Origin of the sequence: Neisseria musculi (assembly GCF_014297595.2) — a bacterium.
In the GTDB taxonomy this organism is placed as follows: Bacteria; Pseudomonadota; Gammaproteobacteria; order Burkholderiales; family Neisseriaceae; genus Neisseria; species Neisseria musculi.
Window position 1 is genome coordinate 85727 of sequence record NZ_CP060414.2, and the last position, 26242, is coordinate 111968.

At 53.9% G+C, this 26242-nt stretch carries 12 protein-coding genes and 2 pseudogenes; 11 read left to right on the plus strand and 3 right to left on the minus strand.

Annotation, left to right across the window (positions count from 1 at the left end; genetic code table 11):
- Positions 1-356: 356 nt before the first annotated feature.
- Together H7A79_RS00400 and H7A79_RS00405 are read right to left on the minus strand one after the other, a co-directional pair.
- On the minus strand, positions 357-647 hold the full coding sequence (locus H7A79_RS00400) for a hypothetical protein (protein WP_187000726.1): 291 nt from the start codon (positions 645-647) through the stop codon (positions 357-359).
- A gap of 239 nt (positions 648-886) precedes the next feature.
- Positions 887-1099: pseudogene (locus H7A79_RS00405) on the minus strand (replication initiation factor domain-containing protein); the annotation flags it as partial.
- 1307 nt (positions 1100-2406) lie between these two features.
- Between H7A79_RS00405 and H7A79_RS00410 the strand changes: the two are divergent.
- The 9 genes and pseudogenes from H7A79_RS00410 (at position 2407) to H7A79_RS00450 (ending at position 13372) form a co-directional block, all read left to right on the plus strand.
- Positions 2407-4725 (plus strand): NosR/NirI family protein, encoded by a 2319-nt coding sequence (locus H7A79_RS00410; RefSeq protein ID WP_187001575.1) that lies wholly within the window; start codon positions 2407-2409, stop codon positions 4723-4725.
- Between the two features lie 96 nt (positions 4726-4821).
- The gene (nosZ, locus tag H7A79_RS00415; RefSeq protein ID WP_187000727.1) at positions 4822-6795 is read left to right on the plus strand and encodes a TAT-dependent nitrous-oxide reductase; all 1974 of its coding nucleotides are present in this window, start codon (positions 4822-4824) and stop codon (positions 6793-6795) included.
- A gap of 101 nt (positions 6796-6896) precedes the next feature.
- Positions 6897-8165, plus strand: a complete 1269-nt coding sequence (locus H7A79_RS00420) for a nitrous oxide reductase family maturation protein NosD (protein WP_187000728.1) — start codon at positions 6897-6899, stop codon at positions 8163-8165.
- Between the two features lie 45 nt (positions 8166-8210).
- Positions 8211-9101, plus strand: coding sequence for an ABC transporter ATP-binding protein (locus H7A79_RS00425; protein WP_187000729.1), 891 nt, complete (start codon positions 8211-8213; stop codon positions 9099-9101).
- A 130-nt stretch (positions 9102-9231) separates the two neighbouring features.
- Positions 9232-10062: an ABC transporter permease gene (locus tag H7A79_RS00430; protein ID WP_187000730.1), complete on the plus strand. Its 831-nt coding sequence runs from the start codon at positions 9232-9234 to the stop codon at positions 10060-10062.
- A 73-nt stretch (positions 10063-10135) separates the two neighbouring features.
- Positions 10136-10627, plus strand: a complete 492-nt coding sequence (locus H7A79_RS00435) for a nitrous oxide reductase accessory protein NosL (RefSeq protein WP_187000731.1) — start codon at positions 10136-10138, stop codon at positions 10625-10627.
- Positions 10628-10692: 65 nt separating this feature from the next.
- Positions 10693-11715: an FAD:protein FMN transferase gene (locus tag H7A79_RS00440; RefSeq protein WP_187001576.1), complete on the plus strand. Its 1023-nt coding sequence runs from the start codon at positions 10693-10695 to the stop codon at positions 11713-11715.
- A 333-nt stretch (positions 11716-12048) separates the two neighbouring features.
- A pseudogene (locus H7A79_RS00445) lies at positions 12049-12144 on the plus strand (IS1595 family transposase); the annotation flags it as partial.
- A gap of 1030 nt (positions 12145-13174) precedes the next feature.
- Positions 13175-13372: a hypothetical protein gene (locus H7A79_RS00450; RefSeq protein ID WP_135036649.1), complete on the plus strand. Its 198-nt coding sequence runs from the start codon at positions 13175-13177 to the stop codon at positions 13370-13372.
- Between the two features lie 545 nt (positions 13373-13917).
- Here H7A79_RS00450 and smc read toward each other — a convergent pair.
- Positions 13918-17412, minus strand: coding sequence for a chromosome segregation protein SMC (smc, locus tag H7A79_RS00455; protein ID WP_187000732.1), 3495 nt, complete (start codon positions 17410-17412; stop codon positions 13918-13920).
- A 453-nt stretch (positions 17413-17865) separates the two neighbouring features.
- Between smc and H7A79_RS00460 the strand changes: the two genes are divergently transcribed.
- Both H7A79_RS00460 and H7A79_RS00465 read left to right on the plus strand, forming a co-directional pair.
- Complete coding sequence (locus tag H7A79_RS00460) at positions 17866-18762, plus strand: OmpA family protein (protein ID WP_187000733.1); 897 nt, start codon at positions 17866-17868, stop codon at positions 18760-18762.
- A gap of 29 nt (positions 18763-18791) precedes the next feature.
- Entirely contained in the window at positions 18792-25637 is a 6846-nt protein-coding gene (locus H7A79_RS00465) for an Ig-like domain-containing protein (protein ID WP_214646391.1), read from the plus strand.
- Positions 25638-26242: the final 605 nt, after the last annotated feature.

The following is a 26242-nucleotide window of genomic DNA, read 5'->3' on the forward strand; positions in this document are numbered from 1 at the left end:
GCTGCCTCTTTGCGCTCTATCTGGGGGGGGCTCAAAAAAAAATTTCAAAATTTCAAAATTTCAACTTTCCGCTCTTGCCGCTCACGGCTCGCCCTGCTCGTCCGACCCTGTGCCGCCTGAATCAAAATACCAGCCGAAAACCGCGCGGCTGGTATTTCAAAAAGCAAGGGCTGGTGTACCGTTCCCGACAACCGCCCTGTGCTGCTGGTTTTGCCTTTACAATAACGCTATACGCTGGTTCTTCGGCTTACCAACAGGGCAATTATACACCTCCTACCGTGTCCGCTCAAAGGCTCTCCGTCCAGTTGTCATCTGCCGTTGTCGTTACGTTGTCTAGTATCCTTTGCTGCATCCGCTTATCGTTTCTGCCCAACCCTGCCGCTCTTGGCGGCTGGTGTAGTACCCGATACCGCCACGCTGCCGATTGCTGCAAGTTCTGTCGCACCCTTTGCCCTGAAAGCCCGTTTCGAGGATTTCCCGATACGGCACGGCAGCGGGAATCCGGCCGGGAGCAGCGGCTTCGATGCGGGAGCGGATATAGTCTTTAAAGGGGTCGGGCTTGCCGGGTTTTGATTGGTCATGCCTTGAATGGATTTGCCTTGTTGTTTAAGCGCTTTGATGGCCGCAACCGTCTCCTGATTCAACATGAAAGCAGCCTTTGTTTTAGAGCTGCGAGTTTAAGTCAGGGGGGCAATTTTTGACTGCCGTCAGGTGGTCATTTTTACACTGCCGGTAACAACAGCAAGCAGGCTCCAAGCCTTTCGGATATCTGTCGTCACCACCAATCGGCATTCCAACAATCTGCCTGTCGTCAAGACCGACATCACGCATGAAGCGCATTAAGGCACCAACGGAATTTTTCCGTGTCTGACCTTATAGCCGAAAGTCAAATTAAGCGTTTTTCCCTCACCGATATGCGCCGTTCGTGGATCATGTTTTTAAAAGTTTGGCAAATCGGAAAAGCCCCCGAAAAATAGCCGTCCGAATGTTTCAATATATCCGGCGGGATTTCTATATCGCTGTGATTGAACTGAATTTCAAAGCGGCACCGGTTCGATTCCTTATCATCCAACTGCCTGCCTTTTTCGCACATGCAGACAAACTTTGCGTTTTTCTTCCTGCCGGCATAAAACGCTTTGCCCGTTCCATCTTCCCGGTCATTTCCGACTTAGGCCGTATATTGTGATGGTCGAAACAGCCGTTATCGCGGTCTGACAAAGCTTGTTCGGGGCTTATCCGCCATCTAAAAAATCGAGAGCCAAACCACAGCGGGTGATGCGCGGCATTATGGCATTTTGCAGAAAGTCGAAAAGGCGGTTTTCCCGGCGATAGGAAACCAAATTACAGCCTAAACCTTTCCATTCGATTAAGACGGTATCCAGCTTTCCACCGTAATGCACTTCCCCATAATCGGCCGATTCGGAACCGAGTCTGATAAAAAATGGGTGTAGTGTCCGGTTTGGTTTTGCTCCCCACTCATGGGGTTGGTTTTTTTGTTGCTCCCCCTGTTAGTCTAGGCGGGGAGGCGGCCTTCGGCGGGTTCCGCCGTGTCTGCCGCCGTGCAGGGCGCGCCGTCTGCCACGCCATTCCCCGCCACAGCCTTATTACTCCCCGCCATCATTGCAAAACAACCTTGTCCATGATTTCGCACACAGCCAAACGCCCAAATTCTTCGAATTCTGACAAGGTTTTATTCGGCAAGTCAGGATTTCGGATAGGGAAATTAACGGTTTTAATACAGCGTACATCGGCGTTTTTATCTTCCTTGAAAAGCGAACGATGTAGGATTTGGGGAAACTGTAAGAATCAAGATTTACGGTGCAGTAAACAATGCACATGATAAAACCCCTTCACTTGGCGTTTGAGTTAGCGGGGCTTTAGGTTTGTAAGATATGATCCCCTTACGTGGGGTGAAAGATATAAGGTTGGATAGATGCGCTAATTTTGCATATTTATAGTTGTCAGGGAAGAGCTTTAGGTGAAGAGAGAGCATTTCAAGGCATGGAGATGGTTGTGCTAGATTCCTTTGCTGCACTGTAGTAATCGTGCAGCTTTGAAGAGTTCTTTGAGTGAGAGTTTTGGAGTTTTTTTGAGTAGGCTATATTGGGATTATGCCGAAAATATGTTGATATGTTACATATTTTTAATATGGGTATGTTGATGGGTAAGTAATTATCAATAATATAAAGTAGTGGTTTTATTTGTTGCTGTCGGTCTGACTGCTTCAGCAGTAGAACAAAATAAATAGTTCAGTGATTGCATTTTTCTTATGTTGATTCAGTTGGCTATTTTCATTTTAACATTTCAATCTTTGATTTCAGTCAAATTATACCTGATTTATTATTCATATAATATATATTTAATAGTGTATGAATTAAGTTGGGAGCTGTCATGTTCAACTTTATAATGAATGCACTACGGAGCCGCATTCCCCGACAGGTTGCTGTTTGTCTGCTCTTTGTATTGGGAGCTTTCCTTATGCATCCTGTTTGGGCTGAGCGTTTGCCGGAGTTTCTGTCAAAAATTCCACCTGCTGAAATTTTTCCGGGTGCTGATCGCTATGGGGAACCGGAGGGCAAACCGTTGGTTGCGCCTGTGTACAAAGGGCAAGAGAAGCTTGGTTTGGTGTATATAACCACAGATGTTGTGAATACGCGCGGTTATTCCAGCAAACCGATTGATACGATGATGGCGCTTTCCAATGACGGAACTATCGTCGGCGCCAAATTGGTGGCACATAACGAGCCTATCGTGCTAATCGGTATTCCGCAGTCGAAAGTTGATAAGTTTATTCAAGATTATGTGGGTTTGAATTTGGTGAAATCGCCGCTCAAGCCCGGCAGCATGCCTTCCGACATTATCAGCGGCGCCACGGTAACGCTGATGGTGATTAATGACGGTATACAGCGTTCCATCAAGGCTATTGCACCGGTATACAAACTCGGCACGCCGCAGGCGGCGGAGGCGGTTCGGGGGACTCCGGAAGCCAGCGTTCCGGCTTTTCAAGGTGCCCGGAACACCGTACGTACACGGCCCCGCCGCATCATCAACCAAGACAAACAGGATGTGCTTTCTTGGAAAGAGCTATTGGCGCAAAAAGCGGTGGCGAAACTGCATCTGACGGTGGGCGAAGCCAACAAACTGTTTGAGCGGAGCGGCAAAACGGCGGCGGTCGAGCACCCCGAGCTCGGCCCCGACGATGCTACTTTTATCGATTTGTATGTGGCGCTGGCTTCACAGTCGGCTATCGGTAAAAGCCTGCTCGGGGAAGTGGGCTGGAATGCTTTGAAAGGCCGTCTGAAACCGAACCAGCAGGCTCTGGTAATCGCGGGAGAGGGGCGTTATTCGTGGAAGGGGTCGGGCTATGTGCGCGGCGGCATTTTCGATCGCATCGAGATTATTCAGGGCGACACCAGCTTCCGTTTTACCGACGCGCAACACGAGCGCCTGACGGCGCTGGAGGCAGAAGGTGCGCCGCAATTTAAGGAAGTGTCGCTGTTTACGGTGCCGGAAGATGCGGCTTTCGATGGTGCCGAGCCGTGGCGGGCGCAGCTGGTCATACAGCGCACCACCGGCGTAAGCGACAAGGCGTTTGTTACCGCTGATTTGGATTACGGGCTGCCGCAGGGTTTTTATGCGGACGACCCGAATGCGCCGCCGGTGGAGATTCCGCCCGAAGCCTTACCCGCTCAGACGGCCTCTGATACGCTTTCTGAAGCCGACACAGGCGGCGGGCAGGTGCATTTGTGGAAGCAGGTTTGGGCGGGCAAGGTCTGGCAGATTGCTGTGGTGTTGCTTTCTTTGCTGGTGTTGGCGGCGGTGTTTTTCTTTCAGGATACTTTGGCGAAACACCCGGTTTTCTACGACCGTTTCCGCTTGGCCTATCTGGCGTTCAGCTTGTTTTTTATCGGCTGGTATCTGCAAGCGCAGCTTTCGGTGGTAAACGTGCTTACTTTTACCACGTCGCTGCGTACGGGGTTCAGTTGGGATTATTTCCTGATGGATCCGATAGTGTTTATTTTATGGAGTGCATCGGCGGTTTCGCTGCTGTTTTGGAACCGCGGGGCATTCTGCGGCTGGCTATGCCCGTTTGGCGCTTTGCAGGAATTGTCGAACCGTATCGCCAAAAAGCTGGGCGTGAAACAGCTTAACGTGTCTTTTGGCGTGCATACCCGTTTGGCGGCTTTGAAATATGTGGTCTTTATGGTGTTGTTCGGCGTATCGCTTTATGACTTGGGCTTAGCCGAGCGGCTTTCGGAGGTGGAGCCGTTTAAAACGGCGGTTATCCTGAAATTCATGCGCGAGTGGTGGTGGGTGCTGTTTGCCGCTGCGCTGCTTGCCGCCGGCCTGTTTGTCGAGCGTTTTTTCTGTCGTTATCTCTGCCCGCTGGGCGCGGCGATGGCCGTTCCCGCCCGACTGAGGATTTTCGACTGGCTGCGCCGCTACCATATGTGCGGCAACCCGTGCCAGTTGTGCGCCAACGAATGTCCCGTGCAGGCCATCGAGCCGGAAGGCCGGATTAACCCCAACGAATGCATCCAGTGCCTGCACTGCCAAGTGCTGTACCACCATACCACCCGCTGCCCGCAGGTGGTGTCGGTGTTGAAGAAAAAAGCCCGGCAGGCGGCGGCTAAGGGTGAAGCGGAAACACAAAAGCCGCAGGAGCAGGTGGTGCGGTTTGTACCGCAGAGGCCGTCTGAAAACGAAGGGCGCCCTGCCGAATAAGCCGGTTTGCCTTAACCGGCACCATTTTTAGAGTATTTAACCCGTTGCGGCAGGCCGTCTGAAAGGCTGCCGGTATTTCTAACAAGGAGAGTTGAAATGTCAGACAATCAAGAAAAATTAGGGCAGGCAGGCCTGAGCCGCCGCTCGTTTTTAGGCACGGCTGCGGTATCGGGCGCGGGTTTGGCAGGTGCCGGCCTGCTCGGCTTGGCGGGCTGCTCCAACGGCGGCGAAGGCGGTGCGGCCAGCGGCGCATCGGGGGCGGCGGCTAAACCGGGCGGCGAAGGCGGCCTGTCTTACCATGTCGGACCGGGCGAACTCGACCAATATTATGCGTTCAACTCCAGCGGCCAAACCGGCGAGCTGCGTATTTTGGGCGTACCTTCTATGCGCGAGCTGCTGCGTATTCCCGTATTCAATATGTGCAGCGCCACCGGCTGGGGGCGTACCAACGAAAGCCGTAAGATTCTGAATGCCGGTATTACGCCGGAAACCCGCGAATACCTGAAGAAAACCGGCCAGCCGGTTATCCCCAACGGCGATTTGCACCACCCGCACATGTCGTTTACCGACCAAACTTACGACGGCCGCTATGTTTACGTAAACGATAAAGCCAACAACCGTGTGGCGCGTATCCGTTGCGACGTGATGAAAACCGACAAAATTCTGGAAATCCCCAATGTTTCCGGCGTACACGGCCTGCGCCCGCAGCGTTATCCGAAAACAGGCTATGTGTTTGCCAACGGCGAACACATCGTGCCGGTTCCCAACAACGGCACGCTTTTAGACGACCCCAAGAAAAACTGGTGGGCGGTTTATACGGCGGTAGACGGCGAAACCATGCAGGTGGCCTGGCAGGTTATGGTTGACGGCAATCTGGATAATGGCGATGCCGACTATCAGGGCAAATATTCTTTCGCCACCTGTTACAACTCCGAAAAAGGCACCACTGTTACCGAAGCGTCGGCCAACGAGCAGGACTGGTGCGTGGTGTTCAATATCGCCGCCATCGAAGAGGGTGTCAAAAACGGAGATTTTAAAGAAATTGGCGGCGTGAAAGTATTGGACGGCCGCGCCGAGGCCAAATCCAAATACACCCGCTACATTCCCGTACCCAACTCGCCGCACGGTTGCAACGCTTCGCCCGACGGCAACTACATCATGCTCAACGGCAAACTCTCTCCCACCGTAACCGTGCTCGACGTGCGCAAGCTTGACGATTTGTTTGCCGGCAAAATCAAAGAACGCGACGTGGTGGTGGCCGAGCCGGAGCTGGGTTTGGGGCCGCTGCACACCGCGTTCGACGGCCGCGGCAACGCCTACACCACGCTGTTTATCGACAGCCAGATGGTAAAATGGAACATCGAAAAAGCCATCGCCGCTTATCAAAACAAAGATAAAAAAGGCGACTACATCATTCAGAAACTCGATGTGCATTACCAGCCTGGCCACAACCACACCACGATGGGCGAAACCAAAGAGGCTGATGGCAAATGGTTGGTTTCTTTGAATAAATTTTCGAAAGACCGCTTCTTGAACGTTGGCCCCCTCAAGCCGGAAAACGATCAGCTTATCGACATTTCCGGCGACGAAATGAAGTTGGTGCACGACGGCCCCAGCTTTGCCGAGCCGCACGATATGCTGCTGGTGGCCTCATCTAAAGTGAAGCCGCTGAAAACGTGGGACCGCAAAGACCAGTGGATGTGGGAAGACGCAGTGAGGCAGGCCGAAAAAGACGGTGTGAAGCTGGAGAGCGCAGCCAATGTCATCCGCGAAGGCAACAAAGTACGTGTGTATATGACCGCCGTCGCACCCGTGTTCAGCGTGCCGCATTTTGAAGTGAAACAGGGTGACGAAGTAACCGTATATGTAACCAATATGGAAACCATCGAAGATCTCACTCACGGCTTTACCCTCGAAGGCCACGGTATTGCCATGGAAGTCGGCCCGCAGGCCACTGCTTCGGTAACTTTTACCGCCGACCGCGTAGGCGTTTACTGGTATTACTGCCAATGGTTCTGCCATGCCCTGCATATGGAAATGTCGGGGCAGATGATTGTGAAACCGAAATAATGTGGGCAGGCCGTCTGAAAGGGCGCAATGTGTCCGTTTTCAGTCGGCCTTTATTGTTGCTAAGTCGTTTGAAAAAATAAAGTAGGCCGGATTTCAAATACATGCATATCTCCTTCAATCTCGTTTTACTGCTGCTGGCTGTTTTTCAGACGGCCTTTGCCGGAACCACCGAAGTAGCTGCGGGCAGTGACCTGCAAAGCATCGTCAATCGTGCGCAGGCGGGCGACACGTTGCGTTTGGCGTCGGGAAAGTACCGCGGCCGAATCATCATCGGCAAGCCGCTCACAATCGAAGGCCCGGCCGACCGCAGCGCTGAAATCGAAGGCGACCGTACGGGGCGCACCGTATCCGTGCACGCACCCGACGTCGTATTGCGCAACCTTACCGTAACCCGCTCCGGCCTGAGCTTGCCGGCCATGGATGCCGGCATTTACCTCGAACAAACCGCCGCCCGCGCCTTGGTAGAACACAATGACATTCTGGAGAACTCCGTCGGCGTGTATCTGCACGGCGCGCCCGATGCCTTAGTGAGGGCGAACAAAATCGTCGGCGACGCTAAATTGCGCCGCAACGAGCGCGGCAACGGTGTAACCGTGTGGAACGCCCCGGGCTCCAAAGTAACCGGCAACGACATTTCGCAAGGCCGTGACGGCATTTTTTCCAATGCCAGCACCAAAAACGTGTTCAGCAACAACCGTTTCTCAAAGCTGCGTTACGCCGTCCACTATATGTACACCAACGACAGCGAAGTGAGCGGCAACTTTTCAGACGGCAACGAAATCGGCTACGCCATCATGTTTTCAGAGCGGCTCAAAATCAACGATAACATTGCCGTCAACAGCACCAACCAAGGGCTGATGCTCAACTACGCCAACCATTCCGACATCCGCGGCAACGTCATCGACAAAGCCGGCAAATGCGTATTCGTGTACAACGCCAACTACAACAACCTGACCGGCAACCGTTTTGAAGGCTGCGCCACCGGCATCCACTTTACCGCAGCGGCCGAAGGCAACAAAATCTACGACAACGCCTTTGTCGGCAACCAAAACCAAATCAAATACGTCAGCACCCGCTATGCAGACTGGGCGGAAGGAGGGCGCGGTAACTACTGGAGCGATAACAGCGCCTTCGATCTGGACGGCGACGGTTTCGGCGACAACGCCTACCGCCCCAACGGCATTACCGACCAAATCGTCTGGCGCGCCCCCGCCGCCCGCCTGCTGATGAACAGCCCGGCCGTGAGCATGGTCAAATGGGCGCAGTCGCAGTTTCCCGCCATCCTGCCCGGCGGCGTGGTGGACAGCAAACCGCTGATGGCGCCGCCGGAAAATAGAACGTTTGAGAAATACAAAGCCATGAAGGGGTAGGGCGCAAAGGCCGTCTGAAACCCGCAAACGCACCAAGGAGGAACGATGGGCACATCGCACATCGCGTTAAACGCAGTGAGCAAGCAGTACGGTAGCCGTTTTGCCGTGAAAAACATCGACTTAACCCTGAAGGCCGGAGAATGCGCCGGCTTGGCGGGGCATAACGGCGCGGGCAAATCCACACTGATAAAACTGATGCTCGGCCTGATTACCCCCAGCGCAGGTAGCGTGCGGCTGCTCGGCGAAGATGCTGCGGGCAGCCGCGCCGCATCCGTCCGCAGCCGAATCGGCTACCTGCCCGAAACCGCTGCCCTCCACCCCTCGCTTACCGGCAGGGAAACGCTGGATTTTTACGCCAAGCTGAAAAAACAGCCGGTCGGAAAAAACGCCGCTCTGCTCGAGCGCGTCGGCATCGAACAGGCGGCGGGCAGGCGCGTCGGAACGTATTCCAAAGGGATGCGCCAGCGTCTCGCTCTTGCCCAAGCCCTGCTCGGAGAGCCCAAAGTACTGCTGTTCGACGAACCCACTACCGGCCTCGACCCAGCATCGAGGCAGATGTTTTACGAAATCGTGCGCGAACTAGCCGGACAGGGCGCCGCCGTATTGCTCAGCACCCACGCTTTGGGCGAACTGGACGGCCATGCCGACCGCATCGTCGTGATGAAAAATGGCAGCAAAGTTGCCGACGGCAGCATGGACGAGTTGCAAATCCAAAGCGGCCTGCCCGCCACCGTGCGCGTACAGCTCAAACGGCCCGCCGGCCTGCCGGCAAACTGGGTTTCAGACGGCCTGACCTACACCGCGCAGTGTCCGGTGGAGCGGAAAGCCGAGCTGTTGCGGGAGCTCGGCAGTTTGGACAATATCAGGCAAATTGACATCCACACCCCCACACTCGACGACATGTACGCCGAATTTTTGAAGCGGGAAGATGTGTAGGCGCGGCGGTAGCCCGAAAGCGGCGCAATTTTGAGGCCGCCGTGTTTTTTAAGACAGAGGCCGTCTGAAAAATATTTTCGATAAAAAACGTATTTGTGCCGGTGCAGAAGCACCGAAGGAACCGGAAAACATGAACCCCGTTTGGATTATTACCGGCAAAGAAATCCGCGACAGCCTGCGCAACCGCTGGGTACTGGCCGCCACTTTGTTGCTGGCGGCGCTGGCTTTGTCACTCGGCTTTCTCGGCAGCGCGCCCACAGGGGCGGTAAAGGCCGACCCGCTGACCGTTACCGTAGTCAGCCTGTCGAGCCTGTCGATTTTCCTGATACCGCTGATTGCTATGCTACTCTCCTACGACGCTTTAATCGGCGAAATCGAGCGCGGCACGATGGCGCTGCTGTTGAGCTATCCCATATCGCGCGCGCAGGTTTTGGCCGGTAAGTTTGCCGGCCACCTGATTATCCTTACCTTGGCGACTTCGGCGGGCTACGGCTTGGCGGGCATCGCCCTGCAACTGGCGGGCGGCGGCTTCGATTCCGGTGCGTGGCAGCCGTTTCTGCTGCTGATTGCCGCCAGCGTTTTGCTCGGCGCAGCGTTTTTGGCGATGGGTTATCTGATTAGCGCAAAAGTGAAAGAACGGGGCACGGCGGCCGGCACCGCCATCGGCGTGTGGCTGTTTTTCGTGGTGATTTTCGATATGACGCTGCTGGGCATACTGGCAGCCGATACCGGGCAGATGATTACCGCGCCGATACTGGAAACCGTGCTGCTGTTCAACCCCGCCGACATCTACCGCCTGCTGAACCTGACCGGCTACGAAAATACCGCCATGTATGCGGGGATGGCGGGTTTGAGCGGCCAGCTTTCACTCGGCCGCCCCGTATTGCTGGCGGCGCAGTTGCTGTGGATTGCCGTGCCTTTCGCTTTTGCGGCGGGGGCGTTTCAGAAACGGCAGATTTGAATCCGGCGGCAGGCCGCCTGAAACATACGGCGGCTTTTCAGACGGCCTGCCGCTTTGCCCGTAGGAGAGTTGTATGAAGCTTTTTTACCTCGTATCCGCCGCGCTGGCGCTTGCCGCCTGCGGCGCAAAGCCGGAGTCCTCCCCGCCCGCGCCGCAGCCGATTACCGAGCGGTCCGTCGGCCACTACTGCACCATGAACCTGTCGGAGCACGTCGGCCCCAAGGCGCAGATTTTCTTGAATGGCAAGCCCGACAAACCGGTATGGTTTTCCACCATCAAGCAGATGTTCGGTTATACCAAACTGCCGGAGGAGCCGAAGGGCATTGCTGCGATTTACGTAACCGATATGGGCAAAGTCAGCGATTGGCGCACACCCAACGCCGACAACGATTGGGTAGACGCCCGTAAAGCCTATTACGTGATTGAAAGCGGCTTTATCGGCGGCATGGGCGCGGAAGACGCGCTGCCGTTTGCCGACAAGGCGCAGGCGCAGAAATTTGCCGCCGAAAAAGGCGGCAGGGTCGTGGCGTTCGGCGAAATACCCGACGAGTATATTTTCAAATAAACAAAGACCGTATAACGGGGCCGTCTGAAAATATGCGGCCCGTCCGTCGCGAAATGGAGCAAACCATGAACACCAGAATGACCCGCCGCCGCTTTATCGGCATCACGGCAGCCGTCGCTGGAACCGCCGCCGTGCCGCTGCTCTGCCGCCGTACAAACGTCGGAGCGCTGCCCGAAGCCGCCGTTTGGCAGGGTATTGCGTTGGGTGCCGGTGCCGAAATGCGCCTTTACCACTCCGACCGCCGCTTTGCCGAAAACTTAATCGGCAAAGCAGTGGCCGAAATATCACGGCTGGAGAAAATCTTCAGCCTCTACCGCGGCGACAGCGTGCTGGTGCACCTGAACCAAACGGGCCGTTTAGATAATCCGCCCGCCGATTTACTGGCCGTGCTCAGCCTCAGCCGCGACATCCATACCCTTACGCAAGGTGCCTTCGACCCCAGCATTCAGCCTCTCTGGAATGCCTATGCCGCGCATTTTTCGCGGCACCCGTTGAGTGAATCCGCACCAACCGCCGCCGTTTTGGAACAAGCGCTGGCTTCGGTGGGTTTCGGCGCAGTCGAGTTCGACAGCCGCACCGTCCGCTTCGCTAAATCTGGTATGGCCTTATCGTTTAACGGCATTGCCCAAGGCTATATTACTGACCGCATTACCGAAATATTACGTAACGCCGGTTTGGTGCAGGCACTGGTGGATTTGGGGGAAATCCGCGGTTTGGATGGCACACGCAGCCGCATTTGGCAGGCTGGCATCCGCCATCCGGACGGAGGGGACGCAGTATTGCTCAATGTGCCGCTGCAAAACCAGGCTCTGTCCACTTCGGGTGGATACGGCACGACTTTGGACGAAGCAGGCCGGTTTACGCACCTTTTCAATCCGCTTACCGGCACTAGCCGTCCACGCTACCGCAGCGTCAGTGTAACTATGGCTACTGCGGCAACCGCAGATGCCTTGTCAACTGCGTTTTCAGTAATGGATAAAACCTCTGTTGTCGCCATCGCTAATAGAGTTCCTCATTTGAAAGCATGGCTGTTTACGACTGAAGGCAGATTGGAAAAGGTGGATATGAACATAGCTGTTGCAAGTTGATGCCTGTTTATCATCGTTGACTTGTATTTGTCGTGAAACAAGATAAGAACAAGACTAGGTGAAGTAGTGGCATGGTTAATCCAATTTAAAATATGTACAAGGTGATGAATTGCAGGAGGTATTCCTGGATAACTAGGTTTAATCAAAAAATAATCCTGATGAAGAAAAGCGGTTTAAGTCAGTATAAGTAATACAAGCGGATTGAGCTGTTTGTTTCCAAACACTTACTAGAATAGCTGCTGAGTTGGCAGGTGTTTATAGAACACAGCTATGCTTACACTTTTACTGTCTGTGATTGCTGGCTTATCCAAACAATACGTATGTAAAGTACTTGACGGAGAAGTTGAAGTCGATGAAATTTGTTTTTACTGCCAACGAAAAGGCAAAAATGACAGAGGAGCGGCTGGGAAAGTTTTGATCTTCGGGCTGTCTAACTACCAACCAACAACCAATTGTCGTTTATGACCTCGGGCAGCACTGATGAGACGGGTAATAACTTAGTGAGTCTGTTGGCAAAGCCAACAGTCAAGACGCTGTTAACAAAGTAGGAAGCGTTGAAATCAATGGAGAAAAGCTCTAATTTTACCGCCAAAATTAACAAATGGCGGGAGGTGTGAACTCGCTGGATGCGCTGGTGGATATTGTGGGCGAGATTACCAGTAAAAATGCCAAATCCGTTGTACCAATGGAGCAAATCAATGCAGTCGAGGAGATGAGGCTAAGCAGACGTTGCTGGAAAACCAAAAAGTACTAGTGGGCAGTGCTGCTATCGGTTAGTTGGTGTCCGACCGCTAAGCCTTGATGGTGTTGCGGGTATTGGTTAGCAAAGTAAGGTTGTTCGCCTTTTAAAGAAGGCTAGCCTACCGTAGTGGGCGCGGTAGAGGGTAACTATCAACCAACTTGTGGCATAAGGTTCGGGGTTTAAAAAAGAGAAAGAGCAAACTCGTTTTATCTGAAGCTAAATATGGTGCATACCGTATTTGACATGGCTGATGCAGGTGGGGTTGTTGGCGGGTAACAGCCAACATGTACTTGGTTGCGGAACTGCAATCGGTGTTTGGCATGTTAGCCAATATCCACAATATCAGAAAAGCGGGCTGGACGGCTGGCGCGATATGGGGGTTGACGTATCTAAATAGCCGTCGCTACGCCGTGGCAGTTCAGTCGAAGAATGGAAGGTAATGCGGCAGCGGTGGATTTAATCTAACGTGCCAAGACCTTTAACTGTACTCAGCGCTACCGTGGGGCGTTTGCGTTGACCGAGTAGGCTACCGATATTTTGGTGGTACAGTTAAACGCCTCCAACTTCGATACCTGTAGAATTGTGCACCTGCTGGCTGATACCCATGCCGCTTTGCTGCGCGCACTGGTCGCCCAGCGTATTTTGGTTATGATGTTGGTCAATGAATCTAAGACTGATAAACTGGCTTATTGCCTGCTGTGCCTGTATTAAGCACCTATGGGCAGCACCGATGATGTGTATCAATGTATTGAAGCGGCAGTGCTGCTGAAAACGTCTTATCTAGAAACTGCTGCTGTCTTGGCCAATAACCTGAGCAATACGGCGTATAAATTGCAAAAGCAGATGTTTGTTGCGCCTGTTGCTGGTGTAAAAAAGCGTAACGAGCGATACCAGTCTGCACCTGTTCGTATTTGAATGGTACGGCGATTTCAGTCGATTCATCGAGTTGCTGTGCTTGAATTCGAAAATCCGCCCAGCCGAATTTCATTGAGAAAGGTACAGGGCTGAATGATTACGTCTGATAACACTGCTACCATGCTGGTTAATGGAAATACCCACGGTCAGTGGAGGATTACGATATTGTTTTTGACCTGTCCATTCCCACTGATAATTTTTCAGTAACTCTTCGTTGCTTGGTCGATACCAAGCCGGATGTGATACAGTTAAACGATAAAGTAGTGGCGTGCGTGGGAGGTCATACGTTATTGAGGGCCGTATCGACTGTGTACAAACCGTAACCGAAAAAGACCGTAAGGCATTAATAGTACAGATATGCTGTCAGGCAGATTTGGCGAGTTGGAAACCAGAAACTGCTCCCATGTTGGTATGAGGCTTTGCAGTTATTTATAAATAAGCTCTAGACTAGCAGAATAGCTCTGTTAGACTAGAGCCCTGTATTTTATTGGATTTCAATTGGTTTCTGTTTCTGCGGGGCGGAAGGAAAAAGCGGCCGGGGGAGGTTACGCCGGTTCGGCCATTTTCAGCGCCTGCCGGATATCCACCGCCACAATCCGCGATACGCCTTTTTCCTGCATGGTTACGCCGATGAGCTGTTCAGCCATTTCCATGGTGAGGCGGTTGTGTGAAATATAGAGAAACTGGGTTTGCGCCGACATTTCTTTCACTAAATTGCAGAAACGACCGGTGTTGGCATCATCAAGCGGAGCGTCCACCTCATCGAGCAGGCAGAACGGGGCGGGGTTGAGGCTGAAGAGGGCAAACACCAAGCTCATGGCAGTGAGTGCTTTTTCGCCGCCGCTCAACAGATGGATGGTGCTGTTTTTCTTGCCGGGCGGGCGCGCCATAATGGATACGCCGGCAGTGAGCAGATCGTCGCCTATCATGTGCAGCGTGGCTTCACCGCCGCCAAACAGGGTGGGAAAGAAAGTTTGGACTTTTTCATTAACGGCATCGAAAGTGGCTTTGAAACGCTCTTTGGTTTTGTTGTCGATTTTGGCGATGGCTTCTTCGAGCAGGTTGATGGCGGCCTGCACGTCTTCACTTTGGCCGCGGTAGTAGCTGTCGCGCTCGCGGGCCTCCTGCAATTCTTGCAGGGCGGCCAGATTGACGGCGCCGAGGGCTTCGATTTGTTGGGAAAGACTGCCGATAGTGTTGCTGAGTGTTTTCGGGCTGCCCGATGCGGCGGCCGATTTTTCGAGTGATGCGAGATCGGCCTGTCGTTCGGTTAGGTTTTGATGAAAGCGTTTGGCGTTAATCAGGGCTTCCTGCTGTTGCAGCAGGGCGGTTTGGGTAGCGGCCTGCAATTGCGGCAGTTTGCTTTGCAGCGCCTGCTGTTGGGCGTATTGCTCGCGGCCTTCGGCTTGGGTGGCGGCGAGTTGGTTTTGCATGGCGAGATATTGTTCGTCTAGCATTTGCACGGCTTCACCCAGCTCGTTTAGTTTGGCGTGCTGTTCTTCGTTTTGGGTTTCGGCCTCGTAGGCCAATGCGAGTTCGGTTTGTCGTTCCTGCCAGTCTAAGGTTTGTTGCTCGAGCTGGATAAGTTGTTGCTGGAAATGTTGTTTTTGCTGTTGCAGTTTGTGTACGGCCACTTCGGCGAGGCCGTATCGGCGGTTGGCTTCCAACAGGGCGAGTTGGGCCTGTTTCAGACGGCCTTGCTGCTCTTGGCGGCTGCCGCCGGTGTGGTGCTGCTGGTGTTCGAGTTCGGCGGAAGCTTCGGCGAGGGTGGCGATGTCGTCTTGCAGGCCGTCTGAAGTTTGCCCGAGCACGGTTTGTTCTGCTTCGATTTGCGCCAGTTCGCGCTCGATGTGTTCGCGGCGGATTTGCCCTTGGTTGGTGCGGGCGAGCATTTCGGCGGCGCGCTGCTGCGCCTGCTGGTATTGCCGGTTGTGCTGTTTTTGCTGTTGCAGCAGGTTTTTATGGTTCGCTTCGGCAGTGTTCAGCTCAGCTTGGTTGCGGGTGAGCTGTTGTTCGGCATCGGCCAGACGGGGCGAGAGGGCGGCCAGTTCGGCTGCCAGCTCGTCCAAACGTTCTTTGCGTGCGATCAGGTTGTCCTGCCGGCTGCGGGCATACAGCACGGTGCTGACGCGGTCGATGCGGTGGCCTTCAGGCGTGAGCCAAAGCTGGCCGGGTTGCAGGTCGCTTTGGCGGCTGAGGGCGTAATCCAAGCCGGGGGCGCACAATACGCCGTCCAGCCAATGGTGCAGGGCCGTCTGAAACGGGGCTTTGGCTTGGATTTGATTGAGCAGGGCGGCGGCGGGCAGGGTTTTTTTAAGGCCGCCGGCCAAGCTGTCGGCCAACCAGGCGGCGCTGCCTTCGGGAAGCGGTGCGGGCGGGGCGAACGAGGCGGGCACGGCGCGGGCATGCAGGCGCTCGGCCAGTATCACGCCGAGCGCGTGCTGCCACTCGGCCGGGGCGGTGATGTGCTGCCAGAGTTGCGGGGCTTGGCCGGCATCGGTGTGCTGCCAGAAATCGCCGCTGCTGTTTTCGTCTTGCGCCAAAAGTTGCGCCAGCGCCTGCTGCTGTGCCTCGAGTGTGATGTGTTGCTGTTGCAGCGTTTGCCGGTGTGCCGAGGCCGTCTGAAAACGGGTTTGGCACTCGGCTAAGCGGTTTTCGGCGGCCAGCAGTTGCTCTTCGTAATGCTCTTGTTGGCTTTGCAGCAGGGCGGCCTGCTCTTGTGCGGCCTCGGTGTCGCGGCTCTCGGGCAGGTTAAGGGCGAGGCTTTCCTGTTTCAGACGGCCTTTGCGGGCTTCGTGCTGTTGCAGGGTGTGTTGCGAATGGGCCAGTTGCTGCTGTTTCAAGGCCAGCTCGCGTTTGATGCGGTTGTGTTCGTCCTGCTGGCTTTGGTAGGCGGTGTTGAGCGCGGCCTGCGCTTCTTCCAGCTCGGGCAGGCGTTCTTCGTGTTCGGCCACCTGCATGGCGGTTTCGGCCAGCTCGGTTTGTTTTTCTTCGATGTGGATGTCGGCCTCTTCAAGCTGAGCGCGGATTTGCTGCTGCTCTTGGCGGATGCGTGAAAGTTGCACCTGTGCGGCGGCTTTGTCGCGCTCAATGCGCTGGTGCAGGGTTTGCCGGTGGCGGATTTGCTCTTCCAAACGGGCAACCTGTTCGCGTAATATGCCGCGCCGGTTGTTGAGGTCGTGCATACTTTGCTGCTGCGCCTGTTCGGCAGCCTGCAAAGCGTGCACGGCTTCGCCCAAGGCCTGAATCTTCTCGGCGGTTTCGTTTTGCTGCTGCTGGAAGGTTTGATGCTGGGCGGTGGCTTTGTCGGCGGTGGCAAGCGATTGCTGCCATTGCACATAGTCGAGCAAATCCTGCTGCTGGTCAAGTTGGCGGGTGAGCGTTTGATAGCGTTCGGCGGTTTCGGCCTGTTTTTCCAGTTTTTCCACTTGGCGCGCCAACTCGCTTTGCAGGTCGGACAAGCGTTGCAGATGCTCCCGCGTATCTTTCAGACGGCCTTCTGTTTCTTTTCGGCGTTCTTTGTATTTCGACACACCCGCCGCCTCTTCTATATAGGCGCGCAATTCTTCCGGTCGCGCTTCGATAATGCGCGAAATCATGCCCTGCTCAATCACCGCATAACCGCGCGCGCCCACGCCGGTGCCCAAGAATAAATCGGTAATGTCGCGGCGGCGCACCACTTGGTTGTTGATGAAATAAGTGGATTCGCCCTGCCGCGTGAGCTGGCGCTTGATGCTCACCTCGGCATATTGCCCCCATGCGCCCTGAAGGCTGTGGCTGCTGTTGTCGAACACCAGTTCCACCGAAGCGCGCGGGGCAGGGCGGCGGGTGGCGGCGCCGTTAAAAATGACGTCCTGCATACTCTCACCGCGCAATTGCTTGGCCGATGCTTCGCCCAATACCCAGCGCACGGCGTCAATCACATTGGATTTGCCGCAGCCGTTCGGCCCGATAACGGCTACCAGTTGGCCGGGCACATGAATAGTGGTGGGGTCGGTAAACGATTTGAAGCCGGCAAGTTTGATGTGGGTGAGGCGCATGACAAAAGGGAGACGGGGCGGAAAACGCGCTATTTTAACGGAAATCTGCCTGGAACGGTGGGGGAGGGAAAATCGGCGAACAGTGCTTTTTTGTCTTTAAGAAAAGGAGTGTTGCATAAAGGAGAATGGTATAAAAAACAGCCGGCCACATCAGTTTTTAACTTTATTTGATTATAAAAAAACGATATTTTTCATAACGTTATATTTTTAATAAAATCGCGGCTTTTAATCGGATGAAATTTAACCGCATACCTATTATCCATAAAAAAATACCGTTGGTATGTGCAGGTGAAAATATAACTTAGATGCGTATATCATTTACATATTGCTATGTGTTATGTTTTTCAACAATGATACAGACAAATATAGCGCAGCAGCCGGAGTTGTTTAACAGATTTAACAGGTAGGCCGTAAAACGCAACAGACGGCTTCAATTAACCAGGAGTTCGAATTATGTTTCAGTATCGTAAATTATTGTGGGTTTTGCTGCCGCTTACCGCAGTCGGATGTACATCATACCAAAAAGAAAAATGGATTGACACCGAGCAGGCCGCCTACAGCACTTCGGTGCCGGATAACCGCTCTTCCGTTGTGTTTTACCGCCAGGCCGATGCCGTTAACGGCCCTACTGTCAATATTTATGTAAACGGCCAATATTCAGGCTCGTTGCAGCCGAATGCCTACCGCCAAGAAACCGTCTGTGCGCAAAACCAGCGCTTTTACGCCGAATTTACCAACAGCGATACCGGTTACCGCAATAAGCATAACTCCGGAGACTATTACAACCTGCCCGACCTGGCAGTATCTTTCTTTAAAGTAGTAGGCGACAGCAACGGCCATCCCGTGCTGCAGGCCGTTTCTCCCGAACAGGCGGAAGCCGAAATGAAAGGCATCCCGCGTCAAAACCACACCCTTTCGCGCGTGGTCAGCCAAGAGCAATGCGCAGTCGTGTTGAAAAAATACAGCCTGCAAACTTCGGCTTTGTTCAAATTCGATCGCCACGACTATAACAATATGCTGCCCAAGGGTAAGCAGGAACTCTCTGCCATTTCTGAAGAAATCAAACAAAATCCCGACTTGATACGCGGCATCGTCGTTGTGGGCCACACCGATCCGTCCGGCACGTCTGCCTACAACCAGAAGCTCTCTGCCAATCGTGCGGCAACCGTAAAACAAGTCTTGGCCGAAAGCGGTTTGGACAGAAGATTGATTAGTGCAGAAGGCAGGGGTGAGCGCGAATTGGTAATCGGCAACTGCCGTAAAAAGCATCCTAACAATGCCCAAGCCCGAAAAGAATGCGACCAACCCAACCGTCGTGTGGAAGTGATTCTTCACGGTGAAAAAAAATAAACTGAATTTAACATTATAAGGTGAACAAAATGTCTAAAAACATTACTTTAAATATCAACAACGCCCAAAAAACCCTAGAAATCGTAAAATTTCAAACGGCCTCGGGAGAAGCATTGCGTATTCCGGCCCAGGCTGAGGTGAATTATCAATTTATTGAAGATGCAACATCCTTCGCGCCTGAAAATATTATGACCAAACGCGTAGGCAATGACTTAACTGTTGCCTTTGAGGGATCGGATATTACCAACCCAGACTTGATTTTAGAGGGTTACTATTCAAAAGAAACCGGCGCCTCCAAAGGCAGCCTGTTGGTTGGTACGCATGAAAACGGCAATACCTATCCGTATGTGCCGGAAAGCACGGAAACCTCCGATGCCGTTACCATGCTTGCAGAAGAAGTAACAGCCGGCCAAGCCCTAGGTGGCGAAATCATTACGGCTGTATGGGCTCCCAATCCCTTGTGGCTTTTGGCTTTGCTTCCGCTGGCCGGTTTGGCTGCATTGGCAAGCCGCAATAATGGCGGTTCCGAAAGCCCGGACCCAACTATTACGGTTGATGCGCCGGACAATACCACCGACAACACACCTAAAATTACGGGCACTGTCCATAATGCAGGTCCGGGCAGCGTGATAAAAGTTGTTTTGGTGGACAGCCAGGGAGCCAGCCAAACCGTATCGACTACAATCAGTGAAACAGGCGAGTATTCAGTGGAACCGACAAACCCGCTGGCAGACGGCACTTATACCGCTACAGCAACTGTTGAAGCGGTATCCGGTAAATCTGCAACAGCCAGCGACCCGGGCAGCATCGACACCAAAGCAGGCATCACCGTAGAAGCCCCCGCGCTGAGCAGCGACAACACCCCGACCATCACCGGTACCACCACCGATGTCGAAGCAGGCCAAGTGGTAACCGTAGTGGTAACCGGTTCGGACGGCCAAAGCCAAACCGTTACCACTACCGTCAAGGCAGACGGCAGCTACAGCGTAGACGTGCCCAAAGCCCTGCCCGACGGCAACTACAGCGTAACCGCCACCGTCAGCGACAAAGCCGGTAACACCGCAACCGCCCAAGACCAAGAAGGCAACGTTATCGACACCGCCGCCCCGATGATCAGCGTAGACGCGCCGGACAACAGCAGCGACAACACCCCGACCATCAGCGGCAAAACCGATGCGCCCGCCGGTTCGGTGGTAACCGTAGTGGTAACCGGTTCGGACGGCCAAAGCCAAACCGTTACCACTACCGTCAAGGCAGACGGCAGCTACAGCGTAGACGTGCCCAAAGCCCTGCCCGATGGCGGCTACACCGCCGAAGCTTCGGTGAAAGACCCCGCCGGCAATGAAGGCAGAGCCAAAGACAACGGCTCGGTCGACACCACCTCCCCGATAATCAGCGTAGACGCGCCGGACAACAGCAGTGACAACACCCCGACCATCAGCGGCAAAACCGATGCGCCCGCCGGTTCGGTGGTAACCGTAGTGGTAACCGGTTCGGACGGCCAAAGCCAAACCGTTACCACCACCGTCAAGGCAGACGGCAGCTACAGCGTAGACGTGCCCAAAGCCCTGCCCGACGGCGGCTACACCGCCGAAGCCTCGGTGAAAGACCCCGCCGGCAACGAAGGCAGAGCCAGCGATCCGGGCAGCATCGACACCAAAGCAGGCATCACCGTAGAAGCCCCCGCGCTGAGCAGCGACAACACCCCGACCATCACCGGTACCACCACCGATGTCGAAGCAGGCCAGGTGGTAACCGTTGTGGTAACCGGTTCGGACGGCCAAAGCCAAACCGTTACCACTACCGTCAAGGCAGACGGCAGCTACAGCGTAGACGTGCCCAAAGCCCTGCCCGACGGCAACTACAGCGTAACCGCCACCGTCAGCGACAAAGCCGGTAACACCGCAACCGCCCAAGACCAAGAAGGCAACGTTATCGACACTACTGCCCCGTCTATCAGCGTAGACGCGCCGGACAACAGCAGCGACAACACCCCGACCATCAGCGGCAAAACCGATGCGCCCGCCGGTTCGGTGGTAACCGTAGTGGTAACCGGTTCGGACGGCCAAAGCCAAACCGTTACCACTACCGTCAAGGCAGACGGCAGCTACAGCGTAGACGTGCCCAAAGCCCTGCCCGACGGCGGCTACACCGCCGAAGCTTCGGTGAAAGACCCCGCCGGCAATGAAGGCAGAGCCAAAGACAACGGCTCGGTCGACACCACCTCCCCGATAATCAGCGTAGACGCGCCGGACAACAGCAGTGACAACACCCCGACCATCAGCGGCAAAACCGATGCGCCCGCCGGTTCGGTGGTAACCGTAGTGGTAACCGGTTCGGACGGCCAAAGCCAAACCGTTACCACCACCGTCAAGGCAGACGGCAGCTACAGCGTAGACGTGCCCAAAGCCCTGCCCGACGGCGGCTACACCGCCGAAGCCTCGGTGAAAGACCCCGCCGGCAACGAAGGCAGAGCCAGCGATCCGGGCAGCATCGACACCAAAGCAGGCATCACCGTAGAAGCCCCCGCGCTGAGCAGCGACAACACCCCGACCATCACCGGTACCACCACCGATGTCGAAGCAGGCCAGGTGGTAACCGTTGTGGTAACCGGTTCGGACGGCCAAAGCCAAACCGTTACCACCACCGTCAAGGCAGACGGCAGCTACAGCGTGGACGTGCCCAAAGCCCTGCCCGACGGCAACTACAGCGTAACCGCCACCGTCAGCGACAAAGCCGGTAACACCGCAACCGCCCAAGACCAAGAAGGCAACGTTATCGACACTACTGCCCCGTCTATCAGCGTAGACGCGCCGGACAACAGCAGCGACAACACCCCGACCATCAGCGGCAAAACCGATGCGCCCGCCGGTTCGGTGGTAACCGTAGTGGTAACCGGTTCGGACGGCCAAAGCCAAACCGTTACCACTACCGTCAAGGCAGACGGCAGCTACAGCGTAGACGTGCCCAAAGCCCTGCCCGACGGCGGCTACACCGCCGAAGCTTCGGTGAAAGACCCCGCCGGCAACGAAGGCAGAGCCAAAGACAACGGCTCGGTCGACACCACCTCCCCGATAATCAGCGTAGACGCGCCGGACAACAGCAGTGACAACACCCCGACCATCAGCGGCAAAACCGATGCGCCCGCCGGTTCGGTGGTAACCGTAGTGGTAACCGGTTCGGACGGCCAAAGCCAAACCGTTACCACCACCGTCAAGGCAGACGGCAGCTACAGCGTGGACGTGCCCAAAGCCCTGCCCGACGGCGGCTACACCGCCGAAGCCTCGGTGAAAGACCCCGCCGGCAACGAAGGCAGAGCCAGCGATCCGGGCAGCATCGACACCAAAGCAGGCATCACCGTAGAAGCCCCCGCGCTGAGCAGCGACAACACCCCGACCATCACCGGCACCACTACCGATGTCGAAGCAGGCCAGGTGGTAACCGTTGTGGTAACCGGTTCGGACGGCCAAAGCCAAACCGTTACCACCACCGTCAAGGCAGACGGCAGCTACAGCGTGGATGTACCCAAAGCCCTGCCCGACGGCGGCTACAGCGTAACCGCCACCGTCAGCGACAAAGCCGGTAACACCGCAACCGCCCAAGACCAAGAAGGCAACGTTATCGACACCACCGCCCCGATGATCAGCGTAGACGCGCCGGACAACAGCAGCGACAACACTCCGACCATCACCGGCAAAACCGATGCGCCCGCCGGTTCGGTGGTAACCGTAGTGGTAACCGGTTCGGACGGCCAAAGCCAAACCGTTACCACCACCGTCAAGGCAGACGGCAGCTACAGCGTGGACGTGCCCAAAGCCCTGCCCGACGGCGGCTACACCGCCGAAGCTTCGGTGAAAGACCCGGCCGGCAACGAAGGCAGAGCCAAAGACAACGGCTCGGTCGACACCACCGCCCCGATGATCAGCGTGGACGCGCCGGACAACAGCAGCGACAACACCCCGACCATCAGCGGCAAAACCGATGCGCCCGCCGGTTCGGTGGTAACCGTTGTGGTAACCGGTTCGGACGGCCAAAGCCAAACCGTTACCACTACCGTCAAGGCAGACGGCAGCTACAGCGTAGACGTGCCCAAAGCCCTGCCCGACGGCGGCTACACCGCCGAAGCTTCGGTGAAAGACCCCGCCGGCAACGAAGGCAGAGCCAGCGACCCGGGCAGTATCGACACCAAAGCAGGCATCACCGTAGAAGCCCCCGCGCTGAGCAGCGACAACACCCCGACCATCACCGGCACCACTACCGATGTCGAAGCAGGCCAGGTGGTAACCGTTGTGGTAACCGGTTCGGACGGCCAAAGCCAAACCGTTACCACCACCGTCAAGGCAGACGGCAGCTACAGCGTAGACGTGCCCAAAGCCCTGCCCGACGGCAACTACAGCGTAACCGCCACCGTCAGCGACAAAGCCGGTAACACCGCAACCGCCCAAGACCAAGAAGGCAACGTTATCGACACTACTGCCCCGTCTATCAGCGTAGACGCGCCGGACAACAGCAGCGACAACACCCCGACCATCAGCGGCAAAACTGATGCGCCCGCCGGTTCGGTGGTAACCGTAGTGGTAACCGGTTCGGACGGCCAACAGCAAACCGTTACCACCACCGTCAAGGCAGACGGCAGCTACAGCGTAGACGTGCCCAAAGCCCTGCCCGATGGCGGCTACACCGCCGAAGCTTCGGTGAAAGACCCCGCCGGCAACGAAGGCAGAGCCAAAGACAACGGCTCGGTCGACACAGTTCCGCCGGAAGTAAAAGCACAAGATCAGCAGGTTGTAGAAGCCAGCAATGCCAAAGTAAGCGGCATAATTAAAGTTGGCGATGCAGGCGGTGTAGCTTCCATTACTGTGGGTGGTAAAGATGTTACTACAGCAACTGCAGCTGCACCTGTTGTGATTAACACGGCTAAAGGCCAGTTGATTATTAACGGTTACAATACGGCAAAAAGTGAAATAACTTACACCTATACCGAAAACGGTAAAGCCAAAGACCACAGCAGAGGCGATAATTCTGTGACCGATAACTTTATTGTTGCAGTGAAAGATAAAGCCGGTAATACGGCAATGGACAGCTTGGATATTAAGATTGCTGATACTGCCCCTGTTGCCGTTAATGATGTAAACAGCATTAGTGAAAAAGGTACATCGGTAAGCGGCAATGTGTTGGTGAACGACCAAACGGGAGCTGATACTCCAGTAACGGTAACCGCCGATAAGCTGAATGGAAGTTACGGTAAGTTGGTGTTGGGTGCCGATGGTAAATATACCTACCATCTTGATAGTAATAATGCAGCAGTTAAGGCATTAAACAACGGCCAAAAACTGGTTGATAGTTTCAATTACACAGTAAAAGATGCCGATGGCGATAAATCAACGGCAACATTGAAGATTACTGTTAATGGTGTGGACAGCGATAGAATCGAAATTGGCACAAACGACCCCAATACCAATATTAAAGGTGGCGGAGGTAATGATGTATTGATCGGTGATGCCGGAGGTACTCAAACTATTATTACTAAAGGCGAAAACTACAATGTTGCTATCTTGCTCGATATATCGAACAGTATGAAGAGCTATCGTACAAGTGAGGGTATCACTTACTTGGACATGGCCAAAAAATCTCTGCAGAAATTAGCCGGGGAGCTAGCGGCTCATGATGGTAAAGTTAATGCCAGCCTGATTGTTTTTAATAAGACGGCTCATCAAGTCATAAATATAAAGGATTTGAATAACTCTAAAGTCAATTCCTTAATAGAAGCTATTCAACGGTTGAGTAATAAAGAGGATCTAAGAGGCTCAACAAACTATGACGACGCATTTAGAGATACTGCAGCTTGGTTTAATAAAGTATCTGAAGCAGGTTACAATAATGTTACCTATTTCTTGACCGATGGGCAGCCGACTACTTTTGGTGCAGATGGAAGAGGCGACAGTCTTCATAACTATGCATATGTAACACAAGGATCGGTTAATGCGGGCTTGAAAAGCTTCCAAGCGTTAAGTAGTGTTTCTTCTGTTCATGCAGTAGGTTTTGCCAAAGGAGTACAGCAAACAACACTGAAATATTTTGATAACACCGTAACCTCCGGAAGCTTGAAGCAGGGGCAAGATGTTATTTGGACAAATCAAGGGTATTTGGGCAACAGAAAAGTTGTATATAAGGGTACTGCCGGAGAAGCAACAATTATCAATTCCCCAGATGAACTTGATGCTGCTTTGAAAAAAGGCACATCACAAACCATTGAGCACAAAGTGTCTGATGATACTTTGATAGGTGGTGACGGTAATGATATTTTGTTTGGCGACTCAATCAATACTGATCATTTGGCTTGGAAAAACAACTTAACCGGCGCGGTTTATAAAGCAGGCAGCCATAACGGTATGAGCTCAGAAGCACTTAATGAATTTATTAAGTGGAGTGAAAACGGCGGTGTAGCAGCAACCGACCAGCAAAAAGTAGATTATGTTCAAAAACATTGGGCAGAATTGCTGGACAGTCGTTCAGATGGCGGCAATGATACTTTGAACGGTGGTGCCGGTAACGACATTCTGTTTGGAGGAGCCGGTAACGATAGCTTAACCGGCGGAGAAGGTGCTGATAAATTTGTGTTCTTAGCCAACAGTAACAGCGGTAAGGACAAAATTCTCGACTTCCAAGCAGGCAGCGATAAAGTAGTATTTGCCGATTTGGTAGGCCCTGCTCAATTGAAAGGTGCAGTATGGAATGACCAAACCCACACCTTGAGCTTTACCGGCGTAGGGAAAGACGGTGTTTCTTACCAAAACAGCATAACCTTTTCAGGAATGTCTTCGGGGGAAACCTTAAACAGCATTCTAGAAAAACATGTTGAATTTATAGGCTGACTTAACAGCTGGCAAATAGAGCTCTGCTGAATGAACCACTCTCTATTTTTATCATTTTAATCAATAATTTGATCCAAAGGACTGAATCCTGTGCTGTATAGGGTTCGGTCCTTTTTATTTCGGCTGAATCCTATTATGGCCAAAAACAGCCAATCTACTTCGAACAATCGCAGCATTAGCCAGCTCCACAGTATCTGCTGCATTACCTAATGCCTGTCGTCTTATGGCCTTATAGTTATTTTAGTGGATTGGCTATCACGGATATATTCATACAGAGCCGCCCCAACTCACAAACATATCCATACGTATAAAAGTATTCGACACTATTCAAAAATCTGTACCATTTCTAAACTCACTCATAAAAAGAGACAACACATATGTAAATCCATACTTGACTTTGAAATATATGCATACGCTGCTTAGGCATTGATTGGCAAAGACATCTTCTTATCACAGCACCATTGCCTACTTTATCCGCACATTTCTCCGACAGCACCAACCCAAACTGGTTCCGGTCTTTATGAATCAGGCTTTTGCTCCGCGTGATGCTTATCAGTTCGACTAGGGTGTCGAACCGTCTGTCCGGCCAGTCAAACCGCCAAAGC